Here is a 12,901-nt window from a genome sequence, read left to right on the forward strand (position 1 = left end):
TTCTCGCTTTTGGTGATGACGACAGCCTCCTCTAATTGAAAAGCCTGTCCGTCCTCTCCATAAAAATCATCAAACAATAAAAATTGTTTAGGAGAATGGAGAACAGCTAGGTTATACCATTCAATAGGCTGTAATGAATAGCTGAGCAGTCTTTCGTGGCATTGATGGCATAATTGATAAGGCTGTTTCGGTTATCTGACGATTCTACAACGTTCATTTCGTTTTTTTGACAGGCTTCACATAAAGTAGTTGCGTTTTCACTTCCTTTTACTGCTATTCTGCTTCTTTCATTGGAGCAAGCTTAAGGTGAAATAGAAATCATTCTTTCTATAACCGCGGCCATTCGTCCATATTGTTTCAAATGAAGAAATAACGATCTTCTAATCTTCATCCTTTACATCGGGGTCTTCCGGAATCGGTTCATTTAAGATTTCTTGGACGAGCTCTTTATATTGCTCGAGCTGCTTTAAATGCGTTTGAAACTGCCCTTGATAAATGAGATAAGATTCCCCGTCAAATACGTAACGAATCTTTTTTTGCTGGATTAATTTTTCAACATATGCTTCAGATACTTCTAAGTTTTCAGCTGTTTCTCCAATTGTTAAATACATGCATGTGCACCACCGTTCGTTTCATCTTACAAATTATATCACGAGCTGGTGAAAAAACAGTTATCGCTTGTTCATGTTTTTTTCATCTTTTCTTCACTGATTCGTCAACTCGCTTTTGTACAGTATTCATACATCCACTCAAACACTAGGAGGTGATGATCCTTCGCATGACAAAGAAAAATATTCGGACCTATGCCGCATTTTTAACTGTAGGCGCTAGCAATACGATGATTGACTTTCTGTTCTTCTTTTTTTTAACTGCTTGCTTTGTTCCCTCTTTTCTTGCACAGTGCTTGTCCTATACCGCAGGAATGCTGAACAGTTATGTTTGGAATCGAAAATGGACGTTCCAAGTGAAAAAGAAAGCTGACAAGTGGGAATGGATCAAGTGGGCCACAGTCAACGGCGTAGCGTGCCTCCTCACCTATGTTGTCTTATATGTCATACAGCAAGCAGGTTTCTCATTATTCATTAGTAAAGCGATTGGTACCCTTCTTGGCATGATGATCACTTTTACTGGAAGCCGCCTATGGGTTTTTCCATCAGAAAATAAACCATCAGAAATGGAGCGATGATTCAATGAACATTAAAAAAGCCGTCATACCAGCAGCCGGATTAGGCACACGTTTTTTACCCGCAACGAAAGCACAGCCAAAGGAAATGCTGCCTATTATCGACAAACCCGCCATTCAATACATAGTTGAGGAGGCTGTTCAATCAGGCATTGAAGATATACTGATTATCACAGGAAGAAATAAAAAATCGATTGAAGATCACTTTGACCGTTCGATTGAGCTAGAACACACGTTGCTTGAAAAAGGGAAAGAAGAACAGCTTGCTGAAATCAAACATATTGCGGATATGGCCAATATTCATTATATTCGTCAAAAGGAGCCCTTAGGTCTTGGACATGCGGTATTATGTGCACGTCATTTTACTGGCAATGATCCTTTTGCGGTCCTTTTAGGTGATGATGTCATGGTGTCAGAAAGACCTGCACTCTCTCAGCTCATGGAAGTCTTTGAAGACAAACAAAGAGAGGTCATTGGCGTCCAGCAAGTGGATCGTCTAGATGTCAGTAAGTATGGTATGATAAGACCAGCTAGAATAGACGGTCAAGTGTTTGAAGTCACAGACTTAGTGGAAAAGCCAGCAATTCATGAAGCTCCTTCCGATTTAGCCGTCATGGGCAGGTACCTGTTAACACCATCGATTTTTCCTATTTTACAAGGAATCGAGAGAGGTACCGGGAACGAAATCCAGCTGACAGATGCGCTGAAAATCATTGCACATGAATCACCCATTTATGCAACACAATTAGATGGGATGAGATTTGATGTTGGTGATAAGCTCGGCTCGTTTAAGGCAGCGGCAGAACTTGGATTAATGCGTCATGATATGCGGCCAGCCATGCTAGCATATATGCAAAGCATACTCATGAGAGAAGAAAAACAAGCATAGGCTCTTATAAGGATGCTTGAAGAAAATTCGTATTTAAAGGCAGAGTGAAATGAATGGGAACCTTGTTTAATGAAATTTTAACCTGGCTGACAAGCCTAGGTTACGCGGGTGTTGCACTTGGACTGATGATTGAAATCATTCCGAGTGAAATTGTACTTGCCTATGGCGGATATATGGTATCAACAGGCACAATTGGTTTTGTAGGAGCTGTGATTGCCGGCGTCATCGGTGGTACGCTCGCCCAGTGTTTTATTTACTGGATCGGTCTGTACGGCGGACGACCTTTTTTAACAAAGTATGGAAAGTATTTATTCATCCATGAACATCATATCGCGACTGCAGAGCGCTGGTTTGATCGGTATGGAACCGGTGTAGTCTTTACCGCCCGCTTTATCCCTGTTGTCCGTCATGCCATCTCGATTCCAGCGGGTATTGCCAAGATGCCTTTTTTGAAATTTGTTTTCTTGACAGGATTAGCTGCCATCCCTTGGTCTATCTTATTTATCTATCTTGGCATGCAGCTTGGGACGAAATGGGATCATATTCAAAGTGTTGCTCATGCTTATACAACCCCCATTATGGTCATTGCCATCGTCCTGATTGTTCTCTACTTTGTACTCAAAAAAATTCGGACGAATCGAAAACGGACAATCTAACAAAAACGCCTTTCACCAGATCAGTGAAAGGCGTCTTTTTATATGTGTGCTGATTGTTTTTTCATATATTGGGATAATTCTATAATCATTGCTCCCATTCTCTCAAGTGACGGGGCAAGAATTCGGTCTATTCCCTCTTCTTTTAAAGCTTCAGCCGTGACTTTTCCGACAGCTACTGCAAGCACATCCTGCTCGAATAATGCTTGCAATTCTTCTTTTCTGCCCCATTCTGCGGCTAGTTTGAAAAAGGCGTGGACCTGGACAGCGGTTGTAAAACAGACGGCATGAACTTGTCCATCTTTCATTTCTTGCAGCAGCGTTTCAGCTGCCTCTGGTTCAGGAGGTGTGTGCTGATATGGTAAAAGCGGCAAAACATCTGCCCCCTTGTCATGTAAAAACTGAATGAGAGCTGGTGCATTTTCACCATGAAGCTGCACCATCACGCGTTTTCCTTGAAACTCCTTGTCTTCAAGCTTTGAAATCAAGTCACGAACCGTTCCGTCTTCATCAGAGACCTCTGGCTGAATTCCGCGTTTTTTCAGCGCAGCAAAGGTTTTGTACCCTCTTGAAGCAATATGTGCGTTTGATAGAATGTTCACAAATTCTTTACCAAGTTGCAGCTCTTCTGCACTCTCAATCAATGTATCTGTACCGATGCCTGTTGTCAAGATCACCCAGTCGGCCCCTTGTCTCACAAAGGTTTCTATGCCTGGCTTTAAATCCTCTTTGGCTAAAAATACGGTTCCTTGAAGAGAGCGAATAACGGCTTGTCCTCCTTGTTTTTCGACAAGTGTACGCATTTCTTCTGTTTTTCTTGTTCCACAAATGGCAATCGTTTTTCCAGATAAGCCTTTACTCATGTTATCCCTCTTTTTCTATCACATTTGATATGTATTAAATATAGATTTATTTGGAAGACGATGCAAGTGTCTACTAAAAAAGAGCTTGACGTTTCTATCGAATTCGAGTATCTTTTGTAAGTGCAAATTGTAGGAGGTCATTATGGAAAAACAGAATGTTCAAGCAATTCGATTATCAATTGCAGACCCAACACCACTTGGTTTGTTTGGTTTAGCAATGGTGACGCTCGTTGCGTCCTCACAAAAACTAGGAATCACAGATGGCACTTCTCTTATTTTACCTTGGGCTATCTTCCTTGGAGGAATCGCGCAGCTGATCGCGTCCATACAAGATTCAAAGCATCATAATATTTTTGGAGCCACTGCTTTTGGCGCATTCGGTCTTTTCTGGATGGGCGTTGGAACAACTTGGCTCATTCAAGCCGGCGTCTTTGGGAAAACGCTTGCGGGAGCAGCAGATCCAAAACAGCTAGGCTTTGCGTTTATTGGCTATTTGATTTTCAGCTTGTTTATGACGATTGGTGCAATGGAAACACATAAAGTGTTATTTTTGATTTTCGTCTTTATTGATTTCTTATTCATTGGTCTTTCCCTTAGCACTTTTGGTGTGATGTACGATGTGACTCATACCATGGCTGGTATTGCAGAATTGATCATTTCCCTGCTCTCATTTTATGGTTCTGCAGCTGTTGTCCTTAATACACATTTTGGCCGTATTGTTCTGCCAATCGGACAACCATTTCGCATTTTTACAAAAGCTTAAATAAAAAAGAACTGCTCTGTGCAGTTCTTTTTTTATGTTTATTTTTCTTGTGCCTCTTGAAAAATCTCTCCGATGATTTCATACGAGCGCATTCTTTCTTGATGGTCAAACATATCCGAATTAATCATCACTTCATCTGCTTGAGTAGCTTCTATAAAGGCTTCTAATTCTGTTTTCACCTTTTCTTTATCCCCAATGATAGTCGAGCTTAATTGTTCATCCACCATTGCCTTTTCATATGGACTCCAAAGACCGTCCATGCTGTCGACAGGCGCCTTCAGTTTTCCTGGTGTGTTGCGAATGAGACTTAAAAACCGCTGATAATGAGAGGTTGCCAAATATTCAGCCCGTTCTGTTTGATCTGCAGCAAAAACCGTCACACCGACCATGGCATAAGGCTCTTTTAATACATCAGAAGGTCTAAATGACTGTCTGTACAACTCTAACGCGGGAATTGTATTTTTAGGTGAGAAGTGTGCTGCAAAGGCAAATGGCAATCCAAGTTCTCCTGCAAGTCTAGCGCTAAAACCGCTTGAACCAAGGAGCCAAATTGGAATGTCCAGGCCTTCTCCTGGAACAGCTCTTACATGTTTTTTAACCTGACCGGTCGGTTTGAAATATTGACGAAGTTCTTCAAGCTGCTCAGGGAAATCTTCTCCGTTATGAAGATTACGTCTAAGCGCCCTTGCTGTTAACTGATCTGTCCCTGGTGCTCTGCCAAGACCTAAATCAATTCTCCCCGGATACAATGTCTCAAGTGTGCCAAATTGTTCGGCAATGACAAGTGAAGAGTGGTTTGGCAGCATAATCCCGCCAGATCCTACTCGAATTTTTTCGGTTCCTCCCGCAATATATCCAATTAAAACAGACGTTGCAGAGCTCGCTACCCCTTCCATGTTATGGTGTTCTGCCAGCCAGTATCTATGATAACCCCACTTCTCCGCCTTCTTTGCTAAATCCATACTACGATCAAAAGATTCTTTAATGGTACCTCCTTCTGTCACTGAGGATAAATTTAAAACGGAATAGGCTTTGCCTTGTAAAACTGATTGACTCATATATGATGTCCCCATTTCTGTCAAAAATCATACTATTTTATACTTTCAACACCATAACACAAATCAATGAAAGATTTAAATGATTTGATTCGATGATTTTCGAAATGATGATTTTCTAGGTTTTACTTCCAATTTGAAAATTTGCACATAGAATGAAATATCAATTCTAGGAGATGGGCAATTTGTACAATCAATTCGAACACAAATGTCCCTTTTGCGGTAAATACCATGAACAGCCTCATTACAAAAGATCACGTCATGACCGTCCTCGAAAAAGAGACTGTCCATTCATTAAACAAGAATATTCAAAACAAAATACATCTCAAGGGAATCAACCTTGCCACAATGCAAAAGGAATAAAACAATCAAAACAAAATCAAAGAGCTGGACCAAGAGGCCCGGCAGGCCCAGCAGGTCCCCCTGGACCAACCGGACCTACTGGACCTGCTGGCGGGTTAACCGGCGCCCTTCCTTTTAATCCCTCACAATCACAAGATTACGATGCAGGGCAAGTGGTCACGTTTGATGGCAGTACTTACATTGCCAATGTTGACGCTCCATCAGGAATACCTGGACTCTCCCCCGACTACACCCTTTTGGCTGCTTCTGGAGAAACTGGTCCTACGGGTCCTACTGGGATCGGATTAAGTGGTATTGAAGCCTATGATCCTGTTATGGCACCAACATATTCAGTAGGTCAGGTGGTCACTTATGGTGGTGGTACGTATATTGTGGATTCTGCACCACCTTCAGGTACGCCAGATACGTCGCCAGATTACACACTTTTAGCAGCACCAGGTGAAACTGGTCCTACTGGTGCAACTGGGATTACTGGAGATACCGGGTCTACTGGTGCCACGGGTAGTACTGGATCAACTGGTTCTACCGGACCTACCGGTGCAACTGGTATCACTGGACCAACTGGTCCTACTGGGGTGACAGGTATCACCGGATCAACTGGTCCTACTGGCGCAACAGGGATTACGGGAGCTACTGGTCCTACTGGTGCCACAGGTAGTACTGGATCAACTGGTCCTACCGGCGCCACAGGGATCACCGGATCAACAGGTCCTACTGGCGCAACAGGGATTACGGGAGCTACTGGTCCTACTGGTGCCACAGGTAGTACTGGATCAACTGGTCCTACCGGCGCCACAGGGATCACCGGATTAACCGGACCTACCGGGGCTACGGGAATCACTGGGTCAACTGGACCTACTGGTGCTACAGGTATTACTGGAGCAACTGGAGATACGGGTGCTACAGGCAGCACTGGACCAACTGGACCTACTGGTGCCACGGGGATTACTGGAGATACCGGAGCTACAGGTAGCACTGGATCAACTGGTCCTACTGGTGCCACGGGAATCACCGGAACAACTGGGGCTACCGGACCTACCGGTGCCACGGGTAGTACTGGAGCTACTGGTTCTACCGGACCTACCGGTGCAACTGGTATCACTGGACCAACTGGTCCTACTGGGGTGACAGGTATCACCGGATCAACAGGGCCTACTGGCGCAACAGGGATTACGGGAGATACTGGTCCTACTGGTGCCACAGGTAGTACTGGATCAACTGGTCCTACCGGCGCCACAGGGATCACCGGATTAACCGGACCTACCGGGGCTACGGGGATCACTGGGTCAACTGGACCTACTGGTGCTACAGGTATTACTGGAGCAACTGGAGATACGGGTGCTACAGGCAGCACTGGACCAACTGGGCCTACTGGTGCCACGGGTAGCACTGGACCAACTGGAGATACCGGAGCTACAGGTAGCACTGGATCAACTGGTCCTACTGGTGCCACGGGAATCACCGGAACAACTGGGGCTACCGGACCTACCGGTGCCACGGGGATCACTGGACCAACTGGTCCTACTGGGGTGACAGGTATCACCGGATCAACAGGGCCTACTGGCGCAACAGGGATTACGGGAGATACTGGTCCTACTGGTGCCACGGGGATTACTGGATCAACTGGACCTACTGGTGCTACAGGTATTACTGGAGATACGGGTGCTACAGGCAGCACTGGACCAACTGGTCCTACTGGGGTGACAGGTATCACCGGATCAACAGGGCCTACTGGTGCCACGGGGATTACTGGAGATACCGGGTCTACTGGTGCCACGGGGATTACCGGATCAACCGGACCTACCGGTGCCACGGGGATCACTGGGTCAACAGGGCCTACTGGCGCAACGGGGATCACTGGATTAACTGGTTCTACCGGTGCCACGGGGATCACTGGATCAACTGGACCTACTGGGGCCACTGGGATTACTGGAGATACCGGGCCTACTGGTGCCACGGGTAGTACTGGAGCAACTGGTTCTACCGGCGCAACGGGGATTACCGGATCTACTGGACCTACTGGTACCACTGGGATCACTGGACCAACTGGTCCTACCGGCGCCACAGGGATCACCGGATTAACCGGACCTACGGGTGCTACAGGTATTACTGGAGCAACTGGAGATACGGGTGCTACAGGCAGCACTGGACCAACTGGTCCTACTGGTGCCACGGGTAGCACTGGACCAACTGGAGATACCGGAGCTACAGGTAGCACTGGATCAACTGGTCCTACTGGTGCCACTGGGATTACTGGGTCAACTGGATTTACCGGGGCTACAGGTATCACTGGAGCAACTGGAGATACGGGTGCCACGGGTAGCACTGGACCAACAGGACCTACTGGCGCAACGGGGATCACTGGAGCTACCGGGCCTACTGGTGCCACGGGTAGCACTGGGTCAACTGGACCTACTGGCGCAACGGGGATCACTGGAGCTACCGGACCTACTGGTGCTACTGGGATTACTGGAGCTACTGGAGATACGGGGGCTACAGGCAGCACTGGACCAACTGGTCCTACTGGTGCCACGGGGATTACTGGAGCTACCGGGCCTACCGGCGCAACGGGGATTACCGGATCAACTGGACCTACTGGCGCAACGGGGATCACTGGAGCTACCGGACCTACTGGTGCTACTGGGATTACTGGAGCTACTGGAGATACGGGGGCTACAGGCAGCACTGGACCAACTGGGCCTACTGGTGCCACGGGGATCACTGGACCAACTGGAGATACCGGAGCTACAGGTAGCACTGGATCAACTGGTCCTACTGGTGCCACGGGAATCACCGGAACAACTGGGGCTACCGGACCTACCGGTGCCACGGGGATCACTGGACCAACTGGTCCTACTGGGGTGACAGGTATCACCGGATCAACAGGGCCTACTGGCGCAACAGGGATTACGGGAGATACTGGTCCTACTGGTGCCACGGGGATTACTGGATCAACTGGACCTACTGGTGCTACAGGTATTACTGGAGATACGGGTGCTACAGGCAGCACTGGACCAACTGGGCCTACTGGGGTGACAGGTATCACCGGATCAACAGGGCCTACTGGTGCCACGGGGATTACTGGAGATACCGGGTCTACTGGTGCCACGGGGATTACCGGATCAACCGGACCTACCGGTGCCACGGGGATCACTGGGTCAACAGGGCCTACTGGCGCAACGGGGATCACTGGATTAACTGGTTCTACCGGTGCCACGGGGATCACTGGAGCAACTGGACCTACTGGGGCCACTGGGATTACTGGAGATACCGGGCCTACTGGTGCCACGGGTAGTACTGGAGCAACTGGTTCTACCGGCGCAACGGGGATTACCGGATCTACTGGACCTACTGGTACCACTGGGATCACTGGACCAACTGGTCCTACCGGCGCCACAGGGATCACCGGATTAACCGGACCTACGGGTGCTACAGGTATTACTGGAGCAACTGGAGATACGGGTGCTACAGGCAGCACTGGACCAACTGGTCCTACTGGTGCCACGGGTAGCACTGGACCAACTGGAGATACCGGAGCTACAGGTAGCACTGGATCAACTGGGCCTACTGGTGCCACTGGGATTACTGGGTCAACTGGATTTACCGGGGCTACAGGTATCACTGGAGCAACTGGAGATACGGGTGCCACGGGTAGCACTGGACCAACAGGACCTACTGGCGCAACGGGGATCACTGGAGCTACCGGACCTACTGGTGCTACTGGGATTACTGGAGCTACTGGAGATACGGGGGCTACAGGCAGCACTGGACCAACAGGTCCTACTGGTGCCACGGGGATTACTGGAGCTACCGGGCCTACCGGCGCAACGGGGATTACCGGATCAACTGGACCTACTGGCGCAACGGGGATCACTGGAGCTACCGGACCTACTGGTGCTACTGGGATTACTGGAGCTACTGGAGATACGGGGGCTACAGGCAGCACTGGACCAACAGGTCCTACTGGTGCCACGGGGATTACCGGATCAACTGGTTCTACCGGTACTACTGGGATTACTGGGGCTACCGGGGCTACCGGCGCTACAGGTATCACTGGGTCAACCGGGCCTACTGGTGCCACGGGGATTACCGGATCAACTGGTTCTACCGGTACTACTGGGATTACTGGGGCTACCGGACCTACCGGGGCTACCGGACCTACCGGTGCTACTGGGATTACTGGAGCTACTGGAGATACGGGGGCTACAGGCAGCACTGGACCAACAGGTCCTACTGGTGCCACGGGTAGTACTGGATCAACAGGTCCTACTGGTGCCACGGGGATTACCGGATCAACTGGTTCTACCGGTACTACTGGGATTACTGGGGCTACAGGACCTACCGGCGCAACGGGGATTACCGGGTCTACTGGTCCTACCGGTGCCACGGGGATTACCGGATCAACCGGGCCTACTGGTGCCACTGGGATTACTGGGTCAACCGGGCCTACTGGTGCAACGGGTAGTACTGGACCAACTGGGCCTACTGGTGCCACTGGGATTACTGGGTCAACCGGGCCTACTGGTGCAACGGGTAGTACTGGACCAACTGGGCCTACTGGCGCTACAGGTATCACGGGCGCCACGGGGATCACTGGGGCTACTGGTCGTACTGGCGCTACAGGTATCACCGGATCAACCGGACCTACTGGCGCGACCGGTGTTACTGGTGTCACTGGGGCTACTGGAACAGGTGGTTTTACGGATACAGCACTTTATGCTGCTAATAGTTCTGGACCTACCATTATCACTGTAGCTGGTGGAACCAATATTCCTCTGCCAAACTTTCAAAACATTACTGGTTTTACAGCAAACGGAACGAGCACTGTTTTTACCGTTTTGCAAACTGGTAAATATTACATTACGTATCAAGTTAACACCACAACAGCTCTTTTAATTAATACACGTTTGCTTTTAAATGGAGATACTGTGCCTGGTTCTGTTCAATCACCGGTTATCTCTACTTCGTTTCTCAATAATACTTTAATCGTCAATATAACAGCTGGAAGCACCATTTCGCTGCAGTTTTTTGGGGCAGTTGTCACAGCTATTTTAGTTGGCGGGGGCGGTGCTGCAGGTGCTACCTTGACCATCATACGGCTCAGCTAAAAATAAAAAAGAAAGGCTTTCTCAGCCTTTCTTTTTTATATCTTCTATTACAGTTATACAACGTTCAATATCATGAGATTGTAAAAGTTGAAAAATAGATTGGATGATTGAAAACTCCAAATTCCACCATTCTAATAACTGCAGTTTTTCGATTATTTCGGATGAAAATCGATATTTCATGAGCTGCTGGGGATTTCCTGCGGCAATTGCATATGGCGGCACATCTTTTGTGATCACACTATTTGCTCCGATCACGGCCCCGTTTCCTATACATACTCCTGACATAATCGTCGCACCATATCCAATCCATACGTCATGTCCAATATGAACATCCCCCTTCGATTTGGGATGTCCTTTAATATGGGCAGCTTCTTTAAAAATTTGATTAAACGGATACGTTGTGACCCAATCAGTACGGTGTTCCCCGCCTAGAAAAATTTTCACCTCGTTTGCGATTGAACAAAACTTCCCAATATGTAATGTCGTTCCTTCCCCCCAAGTCAACACTTGGAAATCTGGCCCGGCATAAGAAAAGTCACCGATATTGTGCGAGCTCAGTTCACTTCTTTGATTCAAAAACATAGAAGATTCGGCCTCCTTAAAAGTGAGAGATCTTCGTATGTATATGCTGCCTCACACCTTTACATTATGATTGAACAAGCGAGACAATTTGTTTTTTCTTCCATACGAGCTGATAGTAGCTGTATTGGAGGAGTAAGTTCACAAAAAAAGCAGCTGGGTAGCCAATCCATATTCCTTTAATGCCAAGAGATGTGTAGTGTGATAGCACATAAGCGACTGGTACTTCTACAAGCCAAATGGAACAAATACTAAAGATCGTCGGCCAAAGAACCGTCCCGCTTGCTCTCATTGTGGCTGCAACAATTTGGGCCGTTCCAAAAATGAGATAGCTCCATAGTGTAATGACGACCAAACTATAGGCAATGTCTATCGTCTTAGGATCTGTTAAAAAGATAGATAAAATCTGCGGTGCAAAAATATAAACGAAAATAATGATACATCCGCCTATGGCAAAGTTAAGACCTAACCCAATTTTAATGACATCTTTCAGTCGATTCATATTCCCTGCACCAATGAATTGTGCTGCAAAGATCGAGACCGCAATACCAAGACTCACTGCCGGCATCTGCACATAACTCACGACTTGATTGACAACACCATAGGCAGCTGTCGCCTGTGATCCATAATCGTTAACGAAAGAAATAACGGCAATTTCTGATAAAGAAATGAGGATCATATTAATGCTTGATGGGATACTAAGCTTTAATAACGTTTTTAATAGATCCCCTTTCATCAATAAATGCTTTCTCACCGATGCATCAATGCGAAGCGGATGCTTTGTCTTATATAAGTAGATATGTAGAATGATAAACGTCACAATTGTTGAAATCACAGAAGCATACGCAGCGCCGTATAAGCCGAACGCCGGCAGTCCCAGCCAGCCAAATAATAAAATGGGCAGCATCAAAATATTCGTTGCCGTACTAATCATTAAAAAATAAAAAGGTGTTTTCGAATCCCCTGTTCCCCTCAAGAAGGTCGTATAAACAAAATAAAGAAATAAGATCGGCATTGAGATGAATAGAATTCTGGCATATGCCGCACTTTCCTCCACGATATTAGCGGGTGTTCCCATGAGGTTTAAGATATCAGTTGCGAAAAAACCTCCAATGATTGCTAAAGATACTCCGATTAAAAAAGTGAATGAAAGCGTTGTGCCAATAATTTCTTTTAATTTCTGTTCATTTTTTGCTCCATACGCTTGTCCAATAAGGATCGAGCTTCCCGATCCAATGCCAATGGAAAAAGAAACGAGTAAAAAGAAAAGCGGAAAGAATGCAGAAATGGCAGCTACTGCATCCTCTCCAATCCATCTTCCGACAAGAACAATGGACACTAATTGTCCGATCGATTGCAAAATATTACTTAGCAAAAGCGGGATGAGAAAAATGGACATGGTTTTTACTAAAGATTGATTATTATCTAACGTCATGATGGTTCTC

Annotated in this window: 10 protein-coding genes; 5 read left to right on the forward strand and 5 right to left on the reverse strand. The window is 47.0% G+C overall.

Features of this window, described 5'->3' with window-relative positions; translation table 11 throughout:
* Positions 1-380: 380 nt before the first annotated feature.
* The gene (locus NSS80_RS09475) at positions 381-611 is read right to left on the reverse strand and encodes an excisionase family DNA-binding protein (protein WP_041117653.1); all 231 of its coding nucleotides are present in this window, start codon (positions 609-611) and stop codon (positions 381-383) included.
* Between the two features lie 155 nt (positions 612-766).
* Between NSS80_RS09475 and NSS80_RS09480 the strand changes: the two genes are divergently transcribed.
* Genes NSS80_RS09480 through NSS80_RS09490 form a run of 3 tightly spaced genes read left to right on the forward strand, consistent with a single transcriptional unit; the run spans position 767 to position 2,728 of the window.
* A complete protein-coding gene (locus tag NSS80_RS09480) occupies positions 767-1,186 on the forward strand; it encodes a GtrA family protein (RefSeq protein WP_080769828.1) in 420 nt (139 codons plus the stop codon).
* 4 nt (positions 1,187-1,190) lie between these two features.
* The gene (gene galU, locus NSS80_RS09485) at positions 1,191-2,072 is read left to right on the forward strand and encodes a UTP--glucose-1-phosphate uridylyltransferase GalU (protein ID WP_034624312.1); all 882 of its coding nucleotides are present in this window, start codon (positions 1,191-1,193) and stop codon (positions 2,070-2,072) included.
* 53 nt (positions 2,073-2,125) lie between these two features.
* Positions 2,126-2,728 (forward strand): DedA family protein, encoded by a 603-nt coding sequence (locus NSS80_RS09490; RefSeq protein WP_024425701.1) that lies wholly within the window; start codon positions 2,126-2,128, stop codon positions 2,726-2,728.
* Positions 2,729-2,766: 38 nt separating this feature from the next.
* On the opposite strand, the gene NSS80_RS09495 is transcribed toward NSS80_RS09490, so the two are convergent.
* On the reverse strand, positions 2,767-3,588 hold the full coding sequence (locus NSS80_RS09495) for a uroporphyrinogen-III synthase (protein ID WP_024427754.1): 822 nt from the start codon (positions 3,586-3,588) through the stop codon (positions 2,767-2,769).
* A 142-nt stretch (positions 3,589-3,730) separates the two neighbouring features.
* Between NSS80_RS09495 and NSS80_RS09500 the strand changes: the two genes are divergently transcribed.
* Positions 3,731-4,351 carry a GPR1/FUN34/YaaH family transporter gene (locus NSS80_RS09500; protein ID WP_024425703.1) on the forward strand — a complete coding sequence of 207 codons (621 nt, stop codon included), beginning with the start codon at positions 3,731-3,733 and terminating at the stop codon, positions 4,349-4,351.
* 38 nt (positions 4,352-4,389) lie between these two features.
* On the opposite strand, the gene NSS80_RS09505 is transcribed toward NSS80_RS09500, so the two are convergent.
* Positions 4,390-5,409 carry an LLM class flavin-dependent oxidoreductase gene (locus tag NSS80_RS09505; protein WP_024427753.1) on the reverse strand — a complete coding sequence of 340 codons (1,020 nt, stop codon included), beginning with the start codon at positions 5,407-5,409 and terminating at the stop codon, positions 4,390-4,392.
* Positions 5,410-5,582: 173 nt separating this feature from the next.
* Here NSS80_RS09505 and NSS80_RS09510 point away from each other — a divergent pair, with 173 nt between their 5' ends.
* Positions 5,583-10,877 carry a hypothetical protein gene (locus NSS80_RS09510; protein ID WP_342498469.1) on the forward strand — a complete coding sequence of 1,765 codons (5,295 nt, stop codon included), beginning with the start codon at positions 5,583-5,585 and terminating at the stop codon, positions 10,875-10,877.
* Between the two features lie 21 nt (positions 10,878-10,898).
* Here NSS80_RS09510 and NSS80_RS09515 read toward each other — a convergent pair whose 3' ends face one another.
* Together NSS80_RS09515 and NSS80_RS09520 are read right to left on the reverse strand one after the other, a co-directional pair.
* Positions 10,899-11,459, reverse strand: a complete 561-nt coding sequence (locus tag NSS80_RS09515; RefSeq protein ID WP_041117656.1) for a CatB-related O-acetyltransferase — start codon at positions 11,457-11,459, stop codon at positions 10,899-10,901.
* A gap of 64 nt (positions 11,460-11,523) precedes the next feature.
* Positions 11,524-12,891 (reverse strand): MATE family efflux transporter, encoded by a 1,368-nt coding sequence (locus tag NSS80_RS09520; RefSeq protein WP_029705978.1) that lies wholly within the window; start codon positions 12,889-12,891, stop codon positions 11,524-11,526.
* Positions 12,892-12,901 lie beyond the last annotated feature (10 nt).

It is taken from the genome of Bacillus sp. FSL M8-0350, assembly GCF_038593345.1.
Classification (GTDB): domain Bacteria; phylum Bacillota; class Bacilli; order Bacillales; family Bacillaceae; genus Bacillus; species Bacillus safensis.